Source organism: Pseudomonas sp. GW823-FHT06B06 (assembly GCF_058795195.1).
The window spans coordinates 1-16,583 of record NZ_JBXAHO010000019.1 but is presented as its reverse complement, the minus strand read 5'-3'; the positions used below and the strand labels follow the sequence as shown (position 1 = coordinate 16,583).

Annotated in this window: 13 protein-coding genes; 8 read left to right on the top strand and 5 right to left on the bottom strand. The window is 60.8% G+C overall.

Annotation, left to right across the window (positions count from 1 at the left end; translation table 11 throughout):
- The first annotated feature begins 47 nt into the window (after positions 1 to 47).
- The 3 genes from AC1Q8Q_RS18355 to AC1Q8Q_RS18345 all read left to right on the top strand — a co-directional run bounded on the left by AC1Q8Q_RS18355 (position 48) and on the right by AC1Q8Q_RS18345 (position 2,028).
- Positions 48 to 1,256 carry an MFS transporter gene (locus AC1Q8Q_RS18355; protein WP_020800344.1) on the top strand — a complete coding sequence of 403 codons (1,209 nt, stop codon included), beginning with the start codon at positions 48 to 50 and terminating at the stop codon, positions 1,254 to 1,256.
- Positions 1,253 to 1,375 carry a hypothetical protein gene (locus AC1Q8Q_RS18350; protein ID WP_492615327.1) on the top strand — a complete coding sequence of 41 codons (123 nt, stop codon included), beginning with the start codon at positions 1,253 to 1,255 and terminating at the stop codon, positions 1,373 to 1,375. Before AC1Q8Q_RS18355 ends, AC1Q8Q_RS18350 begins: the two co-directional genes overlap by 4 nt.
- Before the next feature lie 86 nt (positions 1,376 to 1,461).
- Positions 1,462 to 2,028 carry a glutathione peroxidase gene (locus AC1Q8Q_RS18345; protein WP_020800342.1) on the top strand — a complete coding sequence of 189 codons (567 nt, stop codon included), beginning with the start codon at positions 1,462 to 1,464 and terminating at the stop codon, positions 2,026 to 2,028.
- A 180-nt stretch (positions 2,029 to 2,208) separates the two neighbouring features.
- On the opposite strand, the gene AC1Q8Q_RS18340 is transcribed toward AC1Q8Q_RS18345, so the two are convergent.
- The 3 genes from AC1Q8Q_RS18340 to AC1Q8Q_RS18330 form a co-directional block, all read right to left on the bottom strand.
- Positions 2,209 to 3,477 carry an OmpP1/FadL family transporter gene (locus tag AC1Q8Q_RS18340; protein WP_033038448.1) on the bottom strand — a complete coding sequence of 423 codons (1,269 nt, stop codon included), beginning with the start codon at positions 3,475 to 3,477 and terminating at the stop codon, positions 2,209 to 2,211.
- 146 nt (positions 3,478 to 3,623) lie between these two features.
- Positions 3,624 to 4,106 carry a hypothetical protein gene (locus AC1Q8Q_RS18335; protein WP_020800340.1) on the bottom strand — a complete coding sequence of 161 codons (483 nt, stop codon included), beginning with the start codon at positions 4,104 to 4,106 and terminating at the stop codon, positions 3,624 to 3,626.
- 262 nt (positions 4,107 to 4,368) lie between these two features.
- A complete protein-coding gene (locus AC1Q8Q_RS18330; RefSeq protein WP_007898912.1) occupies positions 4,369 to 4,593 on the bottom strand; it encodes a hypothetical protein in 225 nt (74 codons plus the stop codon).
- A gap of 976 nt (positions 4,594 to 5,569) precedes the next feature.
- Here AC1Q8Q_RS18330 and AC1Q8Q_RS18325 point away from each other — a divergent pair.
- Together AC1Q8Q_RS18325 and AC1Q8Q_RS18320 are read left to right on the top strand one after the other, a co-directional pair.
- Positions 5,570 to 5,893 (top strand): SEL1-like repeat protein, encoded by a 324-nt coding sequence (locus tag AC1Q8Q_RS18325; RefSeq protein WP_080725343.1) that lies wholly within the window; start codon positions 5,570 to 5,572, stop codon positions 5,891 to 5,893.
- 175 nt (positions 5,894 to 6,068) lie between these two features.
- Positions 6,069 to 7,433, top strand: a complete 1,365-nt coding sequence (locus AC1Q8Q_RS18320) for a DNA recombination protein RmuC (RefSeq protein WP_169840440.1) — start codon at positions 6,069 to 6,071, stop codon at positions 7,431 to 7,433.
- Between the two features lie 190 nt (positions 7,434 to 7,623).
- Here the strand turns inward: AC1Q8Q_RS18320 and AC1Q8Q_RS18315 are convergent, their stop codons facing one another.
- Together AC1Q8Q_RS18315 and AC1Q8Q_RS18310 are read right to left on the bottom strand one after the other, a co-directional pair.
- Positions 7,624 to 11,094 (bottom strand): hybrid sensor histidine kinase/response regulator, encoded by a 3,471-nt coding sequence (locus AC1Q8Q_RS18315; RefSeq protein WP_454866412.1) that lies wholly within the window; start codon positions 11,092 to 11,094, stop codon positions 7,624 to 7,626.
- Between the two features lie 236 nt (positions 11,095 to 11,330).
- Entirely contained in the window at positions 11,331 to 11,867 is a 537-nt protein-coding gene (locus tag AC1Q8Q_RS18310; protein WP_110746374.1) for a TetR/AcrR family transcriptional regulator, read from the bottom strand.
- Between the two features lie 126 nt (positions 11,868 to 11,993).
- Here AC1Q8Q_RS18310 and AC1Q8Q_RS18305 point away from each other — a divergent pair, with 126 nt between their 5' ends.
- From AC1Q8Q_RS18305 to AC1Q8Q_RS18295, 3 genes are all read left to right on the top strand, one after another.
- Positions 11,994 to 13,184 (top strand): MFS transporter, encoded by a 1,191-nt coding sequence (locus AC1Q8Q_RS18305; protein ID WP_432669190.1) that lies wholly within the window; start codon positions 11,994 to 11,996, stop codon positions 13,182 to 13,184.
- Between the two features lie 105 nt (positions 13,185 to 13,289).
- Complete coding sequence (locus AC1Q8Q_RS18300) at positions 13,290 to 14,441, top strand: TDT family transporter (protein ID WP_020800333.1); 1,152 nt, start codon at positions 13,290 to 13,292, stop codon at positions 14,439 to 14,441.
- Positions 14,442 to 14,546: 105 nt separating this feature from the next.
- Complete coding sequence (locus AC1Q8Q_RS18295; protein WP_151141038.1) at positions 14,547 to 16,421, top strand: MFS transporter; 1,875 nt, start codon at positions 14,547 to 14,549, stop codon at positions 16,419 to 16,421.
- The last annotated feature ends 162 nt before the right edge of the window (positions 16,422 to 16,583 follow it).

Below are 16,583 nucleotides of genomic sequence, written 5' to 3'. Positions count from 1 at the left end.
GTTTTTTCGATTTTAAGCGGGTATATACCCGTAAATGGAGAACAAGAATGACCTCGATGTGGCGTACGTGCGGTTGGGTTTTACTGGGAAGTGCGCTGATCCTGGCGTTGTCCCTCGGGGTGCGACACGGTTTCGGGCTGTTCCTGGCGCCGATGAGTGCCGAGTTCGGCTGGGGGCGTGAAGTCTTCGCCTTCGCCATCGCCCTGCAGAACCTGATCTGGGGCCTGGCGCAACCCTTCACCGGCGCCCTGGCGGACCGCTTTGGCGCGGCCAAAGTGGTGCTGGTCGGCGGCGTCCTGTACGCGGCAGGGTTGGTCTGCATGGGGCTTTCCGACTCGGCGGTGACCTTGTCCCTGAGCGCCGGCCTGCTGATCGGGATCGGCCTGTCCGGCACCTCCTTCTCGGTGATCCTCGGCGTGGTCGGGCGCGCGGTGCCGCCAGAAAAACGCAGCATGGGCATGGGTATCGCCAGTGCCGCCGGTTCGTTCGGCCAGTTCGCCATGCTGCCGGGCACGCTCGGTTTGATCGGCTGGCTCGGTTGGTCGGCGGCGTTGCTGGCGCTGGGTGTGCTGGTGGCACTGATCGTGCCGCTGGTGAGCATGCTCAAGGACAAGCCGCTGCCGCTGCTCGGCCACGAACAGACCCTTTCTGAAGCGTTGCGCGAGGCGTGCTCCCATTCGGGGTTCTGGCTGCTGGCATTCGGCTTTTTTGTCTGTGGCTTCCAGGTGGTGTTCATTGGCGTGCACCTGCCAGCGTACCTGGTGGATCAACATCTGCCGGCGACGGTGGGTACCACGGTGCTGGCCTTGATCGGCCTGTTCAACATCTTCGGCACCTATACCGCCGGCTGGCTCGGCGGGCGCATGTCCAAACCGCGTCTGTTGACTGGCCTGTACCTGCTGCGCGCCGTGGTGATCGGGTTGTTCCTGTGGGCGCCAGTGACGACGACCAGCGCCTACCTGTTCGGGATGGCCATGGGGTTCCTATGGTTGTCGACCGTTCCCTTGACCAACGGCACCGTGGCCACCTTGTTCGGCGTACGAAACCTGTCCATGCTCGGTGGGATTGTTTTCCTGTTTCACCAGCTCGGGTCATTTCTCGGTGGCTGGCTGGGCGGGGTGGTGTACGACCGGACCGGGAGCTACGACTTGATCTGGCAGGTGGCGATCCTCTTGAGCCTGATGGCGGCCGCGCTTAACTGGCCCGTGCGTGAGCGGCCCGTGGCGCGTCTGCAAAGCCAGCTGAGTGCGACATGAACAGCCTCTGGTCGCGGATCGTGATCGCCGCTGTGTGCGGCTTGATGCTGGCCGTGGCCTGGTGGGGCTGGCATCAGGGCGGCCTGGCGTTGATGCAACTGGGCATGGGGGCGTGCTAGAGGGCGGCATTCTTCAAGGACGCTTGCTAGCAGCAAGTGAGGGCGAGTAACTTCAATCTCACAAGAACTCTCAAGGAAGCACCGATATGCTGATGCGCTGGCTGGCGGTTCCCGTGTTACTGGTAGCGTTTACCGGATTGGCCCAGGCGGCAGAGTGCCCGGCGCTGCTCGAAGGCTCGTTGCCCAAGCTGCGCGCCAAGGAATCCATCGATCTGTGCCAGCGTTTCGCCGGCAAGCCGCTGGTGGTGGTCAATACCGCCAGCTTCTGTGGATTTGCCCCGCAGTTCAAAAGCCTCGAGGCGCTCAATCAGCGCTACAAGGAACAGGGGCTGGAGGTGATCGGTGTGCCGTCCAATGACTTCAAGCAAGAGTCCAAGGACGGTGCCGAGACCGCCAAGGTCTGTTACGTGAACTACGGGGTGACCTTCACCATGACCGAACCGCAGAAAGTTCGTGGTGACGATGCCACGCACCTGTTCCAGGTCCTCGCCAAACAAAGCGGCGCGCCGAAGTGGAATTTCTACAAGTACGTGGTCGATCGCCAGGGCAAGGTGATTGCCAGCTTTTCCAGCCTGACCAAGCCCGATGATCCCGAGTTCATTGAGGCCGTGGAAAAAGCCCTGGCTTCGCCACCGTTGGCTTCCACCCCCTGATCTGTGGGAGCGAGCCTGCTCGCGATGGACTTGAGAGCGCCGCGGGGTGTCAGGCTTCACACGTTATCGTTGACGTCCATCGCGAGCAGGCTCGCTCCCACAAAAAAGCCCCGCCTCTGTGTAAGAGCGCGGGGCTTTTTTTGATTCAGGCGGCGAGCCTTTCAAACTCCCTGACGGTCATCAGAAGCGGTAGGTCGCACCGACACCGAAACCGTTCGCCCAGTTTTCATACTTGGAGCTGTAGGCTTGGCGGCCGTTGTTATCGTTGACCTTGACCGACTCTTCATGCAGGTACGAATACGCAACGTCGATGGTCAGGTCGTCGGTCGGGCTCCAGCCGGCACCCAGGCTGAAAATCTTGCGATCGCCGGTGGGGATGCGTGGAGAGCGGTTTTCGTTGTTGGTTGGCGCCTGGTCAACCGACAGACCGGTACGCAGTACCCACTGCTTGTTCAACTGGTAGGAGGCACCGATGGCGTGAGCCCAGGTGTCGTGCCAGTTCTGCTCTTCGGTGATGGTGCCAAACGCTGGGTTCAAAGCAGCAGGCACGCCACTGTTCTCGACGGTGATTTCTTTCAGGCGGCTCCAGCGAGTCCAGGTGCTGCCTGCGTAGAGGGTCCACTGGTCGTCCAGTTGATGGGTAACCGAGAAGTCAACCGACTCAGGCGTGGTGATGTCCAGTGAAGCGTCGTACTTCTGGTTCGGGTTCTGACGCAGGTTCGTGAGGAAGCCGTAGTTGACCTTGGTGTCACCCTCGAGCTTGTACTTCACTTTCGAGTGGTAGGTCAGGCCGACACGAGTGCTGTCGGTGGCTTGCACCAGGATACCGATGTTGTAGCCCAGAGCGGTGTCGTCACCCTTGATCTTAACTTCGCCGTCCGGAGCCGCCGGGTTCAGCGAAAGGTTCGATTCCAGCTTGCCGTCGATGCGGTTGATGGTCGGACCGAAGCCGATCGACACCTTGTCGTTAAAGGCGTAGCTGACGGTTGGCTGCAGCGTCACGATGGTGACTTCACTCTTGCTGCCGAAGTAACGGCCGGCAAAGCCGTTCTCGTAGTCGGTCACCAGGCCGAATGGAGCGTAGACGCCGAAACCGACTGCCCACTGGTCATCGAGTGGCTTGACGTAGTAGCCCATCGGCACGCCCATGAAAGGGACCATGTCACCTTTGTTGGTGCCGCCATTGGGACGGGAGCTGGCATCGCTAATGTCAGCGTGGGCGTCGATGAATGCAACACCGCCAGTCACTTGTTCGCGCTTGAGGCGCGACATGCCAGCAGGGTTGCCAAATACGGTGGATGCGTCGTCGGCAGCGGAAGATCGCCCGGCAAAACCTGTCCCCATCCCGCTGATGCTTTGTTCGTTGAGGGCGAAACCACTCGCGAAGATCTGGGTGGATGCCAAGGCAACGGCGAGGCTAATGGTGGTTTTGAGCATTACTTTTTTCATTATTAGAACTCCTGGTGATCACCGGGGCGAAAATTACCAACATTTTCGTCCCAGCGCCATAGGCTGTAATGCTTGATTTAGAGCGGTTTTGTAGGACAATCCGACCAGATTCGCTGCCAGTTGAGCGATCTTTGGATTTCGGGCAATCAGCAGGCAACCTGATTCAGCGGTGCAACACAGGTTTGCCAGGCGCAGGTGAAATCTCTCAGGCGTCCCTGGGGCTGGAAGGTCTGGCGCCAGATTCGGGCCATGCCCAGCAAGTCGTCTGGTTCGGGGAGGGGGGTATTCTGTTCTTCGACCAGCAGCCAGGCGATGGCGGTGGCGTAACGCAGGTTGACGGTCAATTCCAGGTGCGGGCCGCTGAGGAATGCATGTTGGCTGGCCAGGCCACGCACCAGGCTGGCGCGTTCCGGATCGAGTGCCAGGTAATGGTCCCAAAGTGCCTGGTGGCGGGGTTCGGCGATTCGATACAGGCCGTGTCCACGGCGGTCATGCAGGGCGGAACCAAGGGCTGACTGGCTGGCGGCGATGCCTAGCAGCAGAGATTCGGCGGTTGCGCTATGGCGTCCAAGGTAGATCAAGGTCGGACGGATCACATAACGGCACAGCTCGCTGGCAGCGATACCCATAAAACCCTCGATACATCAAATTGGCGACGAACCTGAAAGGCTTTGGCAGCAGTGAATCGACTCAGGCTCGTCGGAAGCGGATCAAGCCCGCTTGAGTTGAAGTCTAGTGTCATATTCACCGCGTAAAGGTCTGTTTTTAAAATATTTCTGCCGGCGAGTTATAAACGTTATATCTATCCGTGCTTAGTCATCGTGAAACCTTGCGCAACAAAAAGCCCCGCTTTTCGGGCGGGGCTTCTGGTGTTTCAGGCTTGCTGGCGTATCAGGCGACCAGGGCCTGGCGCGTACGCTCGATGACCGCTTGCAGCGGTTCGGCGCTGGAGTACTGGTCGGGGTACAGGCGTTCGCTGTGACGGGCGATGCCGTGTTCGTTGACCAGGGTGAAGCTGAAACAGCCTTTGCGAGCGGCCATGATCAGGCAGTTCATCGGTGCAAAAGCGTTGGTTAGGGTGCGGATGGCATCCTGGGTGTGGATTTGAGTAGACATAGTCATTGGGTGTTCCTACAAGCGACACGGATAAGAGCCGTGCAAAATTAAAACGTTCCAGTAACGACGACCACCGTTGGTCGAACGAAGAACCCTGACTGGAACAAAGCAGCCAGTTTGAAGCGCTGATAAATTGGCGCGCTTGGGCTGGCAGGTAGGTACTTAGGAGGGCAGGCAACACATCAAGGGCAAAGGTTCTGGGCCCGGGGTGAAGATCCTGATCAATTTGCAGGCTGGTTCGGTCAGCGTAAATGAGCTTGGCAACACCCTTCGTTTATTCAAAGGCTGTATTGGCGCAAGATTTACCTGGAAACCATCGAGGTGGTCGATCCCGCTTTTTCGGTAGCGGCTTCCTGTGGGAAGGCTGCGCCGGGGGGATTTGTTCGACCAGAATTGACTTTCAGCTTGGTACTAACGCCGCGGATAGTAACGGATTGAAAAGGCAAAGGGAAGTGTGCTGGCAAAAAATCCTGGATGTTCGCTTGGCGTCATCCTTCGCCTACGCTTCGACGAGCCTTGGAAATTGTTCGAACATCGCGCGTAATCCGACCGGCGGTCATCGCTGGGAGCTGCCTGGAGCGCGGGTTTTACGGGGGGTTATCCCCAACGAGCAAGAAAATTGCGCCGAAAAAAACCGGTGATATAACCATCCAGAAGGTAGTTGTGCACATTAGTTGCGCAGACTGTCACCCTGCTGTCATCCAGCCTTCAAACGCAGTGGGTGCCTGTAACCAAAATTTAAGTCAATGAAAAATATCGTCTTTTTTAACTGGTGAAAAAATCGTCAGTTTGACTGCAGGCCCCATTCCATAAGCCTTTGCGCGAGTTCAATGGCGGTTGTCCACTGAGTTATCCACAGCTTCTGTGGATTGTCCCGAGCGCTTGCTCTAGGACGGGCGTGCCGGGTTTTTTTCGGCTTTACCTGTAAGAAAAAGAGAGTAGAGTGGCGCGCCTTCCGATCTGCCCACAGTGCTTTATGAAGTTTCGTACACCACCTCCTTCCTCTTCCGCCAAATCGTCCACGGTAGCCTCACCCAAGCGCTTTTCGATGCGGGTGGCCGAGTGGTTGCTGGACAGCCCGCGCCTGGGCGAAAACTCCAACGTCAAACACATCGCCGGACGTTTACTCAAGCAACCGGCCCGTGAAGGTGTCGTCGCCGCGCAAAGCCGGTTGGGGCAGCTGATGTGCCGGGAATGCGGCAATGCCCGGGATCGCCGGATTGGCCAGGATCTCTTGCGTCAGGCCGCGCGGGCAGGGGACCTGCGTGCGCAACAGGAACTGGGCCTGATCGAAGACTGAGCTGTCCAAGACCTGACGCCTTGGTTAACCTTCAGGCTTTATTTCAATGGCAGGAGTGGCTATGGCTATGGACTTGACCAGCGCATTGCTGGGGCTGGCGGGCGCGGCGTTGCCATTGCTGGTGTTGGCCTGGCAACTGCAGCGCCGGGCGAGCACCGCCCAGGCCCAGGCATCGTTGCTGGAAGAGCGCCTGGCCACGGCGAATCTGGCGCAGGATGGGGTGAATGCGCAACTTGAGGCCTGTCGCGATGAAATCGCCGATCTCGGTCAAGCCAACGCAGCCAAGCAAGCGGACCTCGCCGCGGTGCGCCGTGAGGTCGAGCTGCTGCAAATCGAGCGTGACGATGCCCGCGATGCTGCTCACGCCTGGAATATCGAACGCGCCGGCAAAGAAGTCGAACTGCGCCGCCTCGACGCCCTGGCCGCTTCTCTCAAGGCCGAGCTGCGCGAGCAACAGGAAAGCCATCAGCAGCGCCTCAACGACCTGCAGGGCTCACGGGACGAGCTGCGTGCGCAGTTCGCCGAACTGGCCGGGAAAATCTTCGACGAGCGCGAGCAGCGTTTTGCCGAAACCAGCCAGCAGCGCCTGGGGCAATTGCTCGATCCGTTGAAAGAGCGCATCCAGTCTTTTGAAAAGCGCGTTGAGGAAAGTTATCAGGCTGAAGCCCGAGAGCGCTTTTCCCTGGCCAAGGAACTGGAGCGCCTGCAACAGCTCAACCTGCGCTTGAGCGACGAAGCCACCAATCTGACCCGCGCCTTGAAAGGACAGAAAACCCAGGGCAACTGGGGCGAGTTGATTCTGGAACGCGTGCTTGAGCATGCGGGGCTGGAGAAGGGGCGCGAGTACCAGACCCAGGTCAATCTCAAGGGCCCGGACGGCGAGCGTTTCCAGCCGGACGTGATCATTTACCTGCCCGGCGACAAGCAGGTGGTCGTCGACTCCAAGGTCAGCCTGACGGCCTATCAGCAGTACGTGGCGGCCGAAGACGAAGCCATCGGCCAGATCGCCATCAAGCAACATGTGCTGTCGCTGCGCAACCACGTCAAGGGCTTGGCCGGCAAGGACTACAAACGCCTGGACGGCTTGCACAGCCTGGACTTCGTCCTGTTGTTCGTACCGATCGAAGCGGCGTTCTCTGCCGCGTTGCAGGCGGAGCCCACACTGTTCCAGGAAGCCTTCGACCGCAACATCGTGATCGTCAGCCCGACCACGCTGCTGGCGACCCTGCGTGTCATCGACAGCCTGTGGAAGCAGGAGCGGCAAAGCCAGAACGCCCGGGAAATCGCCGAGCGGGCAGGATGGCTGTACGACAAGTTCGTGTTGTTCATCCAGGATCTGGACGAAGTCGGCAATCGCTTGCAGCAACTGGACAAGGCCTACAGCTCGGCGCGCAACAAGCTGACAGAAGGCCGCGGCAACCTGGTCAGCCGCAGTGAGCAGCTCAAGCTGCTGGGCGCGCGGGCGAGCAAGAGCTTGCCAGCGGATTTGCTGGAGCGGGCGATGACCGATATTGACGGGTTGGTCGAATTGCCGGAATAGGCGAGCCTGCCCGCGATTGTTGATCGTTCCCACGCTCCTGCGTGGGAATGCATCCCGTGACGCTCCGCGTCACCGTTGCACCCGACTAAAGCCTTGCGTCGAAAGCGGAACGCGGAGCGTCCCCGGCGGCATTCCCACGCGGAGCATGGGAACGATCGGTGCGCAGGGCCCGCGGGCTAAAGCGAAAGCGTTATAGCGGCAAATGCCGACTCAACAACGCCCGCAACGCCGCCGGTTTCACTGGCTTGGCCAAATAATCCAACCCCGCAGCATGCACCTGGGCCACGGTCTCGGGGCGCCCGTCGGCGCTGATGACCACGCCGGGTACCGGCTCGCCCAGTCGGGTGCGCAGCCAGGCCATCAGTTCGGTCCCGGTTTCGCCATCGTCCAGGTGGTAATCCACCAGTGCCAATTGCGGGCGCAGGCCATCGCTGAGCAGAGCCATGCATTCCTCGCGGTTACGCGCGGTCCAGACTTGGCAGCCCCAGCGGGTGAGCAGGCTGTTCATGCCGATCAGGATGCTGTCTTCATTGTCGATGCACAGTACCTGGGCGCCGCTGGGCAGTTTGCCATTGAGTTCGGCGGGCTGGGCCGGCAGCGCGGCTTGCGGGCGGGCCAGGGGGACGCTGACGCTGAACACGCTGCCGCGTCCCGGCCACGAGCGCACGCGTAGCTTGTGCCCCAGCACGCGACATAATCCGTCGGCGATCGCCAGCCCCAGGCCAAGCCCTTTCTCGGCGCGGGTCTGATGGCTGTCGAGGCGTTTGAATTCTTCGAATATCACCTGTTGCTTGTCTTCCGGAATGCCTGGCCCACGGTCCCACACTTCAAGGCACACCTCACCCTGGCGACGGCGCACGCCCAGCAGCACCGGCCCCTTGGCATAGCGGAAAGCGTTGGTGAGGAAATTCTGCAGGATGCGGCGCAAGAGCTTTATGTCGCTGTTGATGCGCAGCGAACTGCGCCTGACGCGAAATTCCAGGCCCTGGTCCCGCGCCAGCGCCTTGAACTCGGCACCCAGGGTGTCGAACAACTCATTGAGGGCGAACGGCTTGGCATCCGGGTTGATCTTGCCGTTTTCCAGGCGGGAAATGTCCAGCAAATCGCTGATCAGGTCTTCGGCCGATCGCAGCGAGCTGTCCAGGTGCTGGACCAGTTTTTGCGCCTCGGCGGACAAGCCGTCGTCCTGGTGAGTCAGGGCGGCGGAAAACAGGCGCGCGGCGTTCAACGGTTGCATGAGGTCATGGCTGACCGCCGCCAGGAATCGGGTCTTCGACTGATTCGCGGCCTCGGCGGTGCCCTTGGCTTCGGTCAGGGCTACGTTGAGTTGCGACAGCTCGTGCGTGCGCTCCGCGACACGCTGTTCCAGGCCCTCATTGGCCTCGGTCAACGCCTGCTCGGCTTCGCGGAACGCCGTGATGTCGGTGAAACTCATGACGAAGCCGCCGCCGGGCATCGGGTTGCCGATCAGTTCGATCACCCGGCCATTGGGGAACAGCCGTTCGGACGTGTGCGCCCGACCTTGGCGCATCCAGTGCAGGCGACGCGCGACGTGCACTTCCGCTTCACCGGGGCCGCACAAGCCGCGCTCGGCGTTGTAGCGGATGATGTCGGCAATCGGCCGGCCGACGCTGATCAGGCCATCCGGGTAGTTGAACAGCTCCAGGTAGCGGCGGTTCCAGGCCACCAGCTTCAGCGACTGGTCGACCACGCTGATGCCCTGGGTGATGTTCTCGATCGCGCCTTGCAGCAGCGCGCGGTTGAATTGCAGGACTTCGGAAGCCTCGTCGGCGATGCGCACGACGTCTTCGAGTTGCATTTCACGGCCTTCAATGGCGGCTTTTACCACCGCACGCGTCGATGAAGCGCCCAGCACACCCGCGAGCAATCGTTCGGTGTGGGCGATCCACTCACCATCGGCGTTCTGGTTCGGATTGAAGCCCTTGCCCTGGCGGTAGGCAAAACGAATGAAGCTCTGCCGCGCGCGTTCTTCACCGACGAAGCGCGCGGCCAGTTGCAGCAGATCGTCGATCTGTACCGCGAGCATCGAGCGGGCGCTGGGTCTGGCACTGATTTCCTGGCCGATGAAGCGCCCGGCCTGCCAGTGCTCCGACACGCGGGTGCGCGACAGCACCGAGACCCAGGCGAACAGTGTGAAGTTGCCCGCCAGCGACAGCACCACGCCTTGGGTCAGCGGGGTGATCGGCAGGTTCAGCGGATTGCTGTGCAGCCAGGCCAGGCCCGGAAAACTGTTCAGGGATAAACCCAGGCTATGGGCGGCAATCGGCAGGACCAGTGTGTAGAACCACAGGAATGTACCGGCGGCGAGTCCGGCAAATACGCCGCGGCGGTTCGCCTGTTTCCAGTACAGCGCGCCGAGCATCGCCGGTGCCAGTTGCGTCACGGCGGCGAAGGCGATCTGGCCGATGGTTGCCAGGCTGGCGGTCGATCCCAGCAGGCGATAACTGACGTAGGCCAGCAGCAGGATGACCACGATGGTCACGCGGCGCACCGACAGCATCCACTGGCGAAAAACCTCGAATGGGCGCTCGGCATTGTTGCGGCGCAGCAGCCAGGGCAGCAGCATGTCGTTGGAGACCATGGTCGACAGCGCCACGCTGGCCACGATCACCATGCCCGTGGCCGCCGATGCGCCGCCGATAAAGGCCAGCAGCGCCAGGGCAGGATGAGCCTGGGCCAGCGGCAGGCTGATGACAAAGGAGTCCGGCAGCACGGAGCTGGGCAGCAGCATCTGGCCCGCCAGCGCGATCGGCACGACAAACAAGGCCGCCAGGGCCAGGTAGGCCGGGAACACCCATTTGGCCAGGCGCAGATCCTGCGGGTCGATGTTCTCGACCACGGTCACGTGAAACTGCCGCGGCAGGCAGATGATCGCCATCATCGCCACGCCGGTCTGCACCACCATCGATGGCCAGTTGATGGTCTCCTTCCAGTATTCCTCCAGGCGCGGGGCGAGCATGGCCTGGTCGAACAGGTCATCGAAACCGTCGTAGAGGCCGAAGGTCACGTAGGCGCCCACCGCCAGGAAAGCGAACAGCTTGACCAGCGACTCGAACGCAATCGCCAACACCATGCCGCGGTGGTGTTCCGTGGCGTCGAGGTTGCGCGTGCCGAAGACAATGGTGAACAGCGCCAGTACGAGGGACACCACCAGCGCAGTGTCTTGCGCGCGAACCCCCATGGCATCGGCGCCGGCACCGATCAGCAGGTTCACACCGAGCACGATGCCCTTGAGCTGCAGTGCGATGTAGGGCAGCACTCCGACCAGGCAGATCAGCGCCACCACCACCGCCAGGGACTGCGATTTGCCGTAGCGGGCGGCAATGAAGTCGGCAATCGAGGTGATGTTCTCCTGCTTGCTGATCATCACCATTTTTTGCAGGACCCACGGCGCACCGAGCAACAACAGGATCGGCCCGAGGTAGATCGGCAGGAAGGACCAGAGCTGCTCGGCCGCCTGGCCCACCGCACCGAAGAAGGTCCAGCTGGTGCAGTAGACCGCCAGCGACAGGCTGTACACCCAGGCCCGCATCCGCGGCGGCAAGGGCGCGCTGCGACGGTCGCCGTAGAAGGCGATGGCGAACATGATGGCCATATAGGCCAGGGCGACGACGGCAATCAGCCCGCTGGACAGCGACATGGGAACTCCAGGCAACCAAAGACACCCGGGCCTCCCGCCCGGACAGACAGTCTCGCACGATGGCCGGGGTTAGTCAGTGTCGACCAAGGTCGTGGCGTGGCGGGGTGTCGCAGGGTTGTGCGCTGTCAGATCTTTGGTGTCTGTGCGGTCCTCATTCGCGAGCAAGCCCGCTCCCACATTTAATCCGTGTACGACGCAGATCCAATGTGGGAGCGGGCTTGCTCGCGAAGGCGGCCTCACTGCCCCAACGCAATCTCGATCAACCGATGCAACTCCTCACTCTCCAGCGGCGCCTCGGAGAACAGGATACGAAACACAATGGGTGCCGCCACCATATTGATCAGCCGGTCGACGCCAGGCTTGGGCTGATCCGGGTAGCGATCCAGAATCACCTGCAATTGCCCGCCAATGATCGTCGCGCAATAGCTCGGTTTCAGGCTCGATTGCACGTCGCGCAGCATGTTACGACCGGGCGCGGAGCTCATCTCGTCCAGGTACTGATCCGCCCAGGCTCGCACATCACCCAGCAGGCTGCCGGTATTGGCCGACTCGGTCTCCGGCTGCATGCGGGCCAAGGCGACGTCCGCCAGCAGCGCCGACAGGTCTCCCCAGCGCCGATAAATGGTCGAAGGCGTGACCCCCGCGCGCGCGGCAATTTGCGGCACGGTGACGCTGGCGCGGTCTTGCTCTTCAAGCAGTTCGCGCACGGCGGTGTGGATCGATTCCTGAACCCGGGCGCTGCGGCCGCCGGGGCGTAGAGTGGGCGCTGTCATTGCAAATGTCCTGTTTTACGGGGCTCTGTAGGGCCATGCCGGACCTTAACACAAAGAATTTGCTTTAAGCGCCAGCCGGTAGCACACTCCGCAAAAGCAAAAAATTAGCTTTTGCGGAGCGTGTCCATGCCCAATTCCCATCCGAACCGTGCCAGCCTGTGGTTCCTGGCTATCACCTTGCTCAGTTTCCTGGCGGCTTCCACGGCGCCGACGCCGTTGTATCACTTGTATCAGGAGCAGCTGCAGTTTTCCGCTGCCATGCTCACCCTGATTTTCGGCGTGTATGCCCTCAGCCTGTTGGCTGCGTTGCTGACGGTGGGTTCGCTCTCGGACTACCTGGGGCGCAAGCCAGTGATTTTCACTGCTGTCGTGCTCAATGGCGTGGCGATGCTGCTGTTTATCTACGCCGATAGCGTTGCCTGGCTGATCGGTGCCCGGGTGCTGCAAGGTTTTGCCACCGGCATGGCGACCGCCGTGCTCAGTGCCACCTTGCTGGATGTCGATCGCCAGCAAGGGCCGCTGATCAATAGCGTTGCGCCCTTGCTCGGCATGGCCATGGGCGGCATGGGCTGTGGCCTGCTGGCGGAGTTCGCCCCCGCGCCCCTGCAATTGACTTACTGGCTGCTGCTCGCCCTGTTTGCGCTGCAGGCGGTGTATGTCTGGCGTTTGCCGGAAAGCGTATCGCCACAGGCCGGGGCCTGGGCATCGTTGCGCCCGACCCTGCATGTGCCCGTACAAGCACGCTCGACCCTGTGGCGGGTATTGCCGCTCAATGTGGCGACTTGGGCGCTTGGCGGTTTTTACGCATCATTGGCGCCGTCGCTGGTGCGTACGGCCACCGGTTCGACCTCGAACCTGATCGGCGGAGCAACGGTCGCAGCGTTGACATTGACCGGTGCCGCGATGATTTTCACCCTGCGCAACCAACCCGCGGGCAAAGCGCTGCAGCTGGGCACAAGTTTACTGCCGGCGGGTATCGTGCTGATCCTGTTGGGCGTGCACAGCGCGAGTCTGCCACTGTTTTTCCTTGGCACCCTGGTGGCCGGCTGTGGCTTCGGCGCCGGTTTCCTGGGTGCTGTACGCAGTCTGGTGCCCTTGGCCTTGCCCCATGAGCGGGCGGGATTGATGTCGGCGTATTACGTGCTCAGTTACCTGGCGTTCTGCCTGCCGTCGTTCCTGGCCGGAAACCTGACGCATACGTTCGGCCTGGTGGCGACTGCCGATGGCTATGGGGCGGGGCTAATTATTCTCGCTGTCGGCGCCTTGCTGATGTTGTGGCGGCAGCGCACAGCCCGGGCGTGTGTTGCGGGCGAATGATTTTATATCTGCAAAATAGATAACAGTTAGAGATATTACCCGTTATATAGATATTCTATCTGGATCTAAGATGGACTCCACCTCACGAGAGGACAGGAGTTCGCCATGACATGCCCCAATACCCTCAATCCCGGAATCAAACCGTTCAGCCATTTGCAGCACCCGCGCGAAGTCATCCGCCAGTTCACCCCTAACTGGTTCGCCGCCACCATGGGCACCGGGGTGCTGGCCTTGGCGTTGATGCAATTGCCCGTTGCCAGTCCAGTGCTGCACGCCATTGCCGAAGGACTTTGGCTGTTCAATATCTTTCTGTTCCTGTTGTTTACGCTGCTGTACGCGGCACGCTGGGTGCTGTTTTTCGATGAGGCGCGGCGGATTTTCGGCCACTCCACGGTTTCGATGTTTTTCGGCACGATCCCCATGGGCCTGGCGACCATCATCAATGGCTTTGTAGTCTTCGGCTTGCCGCGCTGGGGCGAGGGTGTGATTCACCTGGCAGAGGCCTTGTGGTGGCTGGACGTGGCGATGTCCGTGGCGTGCGGGGTGCTGATTCCCTTCCTGATGTTCACTCGCCAGGAGCACAGCATCGATCAGATGACCGCTGTATGGCTGCTGCCGGTCGTGGCAGCGGAAGTCGCGGCCGCCAGCGGTGGCTTGCTGGCGCCACACCTGGCCGATGCGCATGGGCAACTGGTGATGCTGGTGACCAGCTACGTGCTCTGGGCATTTTCCCTGCCGGTGGCGTTCAGCATCCTGACGATTTTGCTGCTGCGCATGGCGCTGCATAAACTGCCCCACGAAAACATGGCGGCTTCGAGCTGGCTGGCGCTCGGGCCGATCGGTACCGGTGCACTGGGCATGTTGCTGTTGGGCGCCGATGCGCCGGCAATTTTTGCCGCCAACGGTTTATCGGGTGTCGGTGAAATTGCCGCGGGGCTGGGCCTGGTCGCCGGGGTCACCCTGTGGGGATTTGGCCTGTGGTGGATGCTGATGGCGGTGCTGATTACCTTGCGTTATCTGCGCGCCGGCATTCCTTTCAATCTCGGCTGGTGGGGTTTCACCTTTCCGTTGGGCGTCTATTCTCTGGCAACGTTGAAACTGGCCAGCACGCTGCACCTGGTGTTTTTCAGTGTCTTTGGTTGTGTGCTGGTGAGCCTGCTGATCGTGATGTGGCTGATTGTCGCCAAGCGTACGGTGCAAGGCGCCTGGCGCGGCGAGTTGTTTGTCTCGCCGTGCATTGCAGGATTAAAGAAATAACCGGCAAAGATTAGGTAATGTGTGGCCTGGATCGACGTGCGACATTCCAATGACGGTATCCACGCCATTCGTTACCCACTCACAAGCTTCAGGGACACATGGAAGATGAGTCACCCTTCACAGTTCACCTTGCTGCGCACCCGGCGTTTCCTGCCGTTCTTCGTGACCCAGTCCCTCGGGGCGTTCAACGACAACATCTTCAAGCAGTCGTTGATCCTCGCCATCTTGTACAAGTTGTCGATCGAAGGCGACCGTTCGATCTGGGTCAACCTGTGTGCGCTGCTGTTCATCCTGCCGTTTTTCCTGTTTTCGGCGCTGGCCGGGCAGTTCGGCGAGAAGTTCGCCAAGGATGCGCTGATCCGCCTGATCAAGCTTGGGGAAATCGTCATCATGGCGGTGGGGGCGGTGGGCTTCCTGTTCGATCACCTGTCGTTGATGTTGCTGGCCCTGTTCGCCATGGGCACGCACTCGGCGCTGTTCGGGCCGGTGAAGTACTCGATCCTGCCCCAGGCCCTGCATGAAGACGAACTGGTGGGTGGCAACGGCCTGGTGGAAATGGGCACCTTCCTGGCCATTCTGGCCGGGACCATCGGCGCCGGCATCATGATGTCGTCCAGTCATTACGCGCCGGTGGTTTCCACCGCGATCATCGCTATCGCCGTGCTCGGCTACCTGGCCAGTCGCGGCATTCCGAGGGCCGCGGCGGCCTCGCCGGAAATGCGCCTGAACTGGAACATCTTCAGTCAGTCCTGGGCCACCCTGAAGCTGGGTCTCGGCCAGACCCCGGCGGTGTCGCGTTCGATCGTCGGCAACTCATGGTTCTGGTTTGTCGGGGCGATCTACCTGACGCAGATCCCAGCCTATGCCAAGGAATGGATGCACGGTGACGAAACCGTCGTGACCTTGATCCTGACGGTGTTCTCGGTCGGCATTGCCGTGGGCTCGATGCTTTGCGAAAAACTCTCCGGGCGCAAAATCGAAATCGGCCTGGTGCCGTTCGGCTCATTCGGGTTGACGGTGTTTGGCTTGTTGCTGTGGTGGCATTCCGGCGGGATTCCCGACAGCGCCGTGGGCCATGGCTGGCTCGAGATCCTTGGTTTCGGCCACGCCTGGCTTGTATTGCTCGACATCCTCGGCCTGGGCGTGTTCGGCGGTTTCTACATCGTGCCGCTGTATGCCCTGATCCAGTCGCGCACCGCCGAGAACGAACGGGCCCGGGTGATCGCCGCCAACAATATTCTCAACGCGCTGTTCATGGTGGTGTCGGCGATCGTCTCGATCATCCTGCTGAGCCTGGTCAAGCTGTCGATCCCGCAGTTGTTCCTGGTGGTGTCGTTGCTCAACATCGGCGTCAACGCCTACATCTTCAGGATCGTTCCCGAGTTCACCATGCGTTTCATGATCTGGCTGCTCAGCCATTCCATGTACCGCGTAGAGCATCGCAACCTCGACATGATTCCCGATGAGGGGGCGGCGTTGCTGGTGTGCAATCACGTGTCCTTCGTCGATGCCTTGCTGATTGGCGGTGCGGTGCGTCGACCGATCCGCTTCGTGATGTACTACAAGATCTATAACTTGCCGGTGCTCAATTTCATCTTTCGCACCGCGGGGACGATTCCGATCGCGGGTCGTCATGAAGACATCCAGATCTACGAAAAAGCCTTCACGCGCATTGCGAAATACCTGAAGGACGGAGAGTTGGTGTGCATCTTTCCCGAGGGCAAATTGACCACCGATGGCGAGATCAACGAGTTCAAGGGTGGGCTCACGCGCATTCTCGAAGAAACTCCGGTGCCGGTCATTCCCCTGGCATTGCAGGGGTTGTGGGGCAGTTTCTTCAGCCGCGATCCGGGCAAGGGGCTGTTTCGCCGGTTGTGGTCGCGGGTGACGCTCGTGGCAGGGCCGATGGTGGCCGTTGAAGCGGCGCAGCCGGCCCGGTTGCAGGCGATGGTGGGTGAGTTGCGTGGGGCGGTGCGCTGAATCCTGATAACAAACCCTGTGGGAGCTGGCTTGTCGGGGGCCTGACAGCCGACCTATTGTTTGTTGACGGAGTACATATCCATTTCTGCGGTAACGGCCACCTAGGGTTTCGCTCTTACAGCGAGTCACTTGGAAAAACGGAACGCCGCCCGGCCCTAAGTA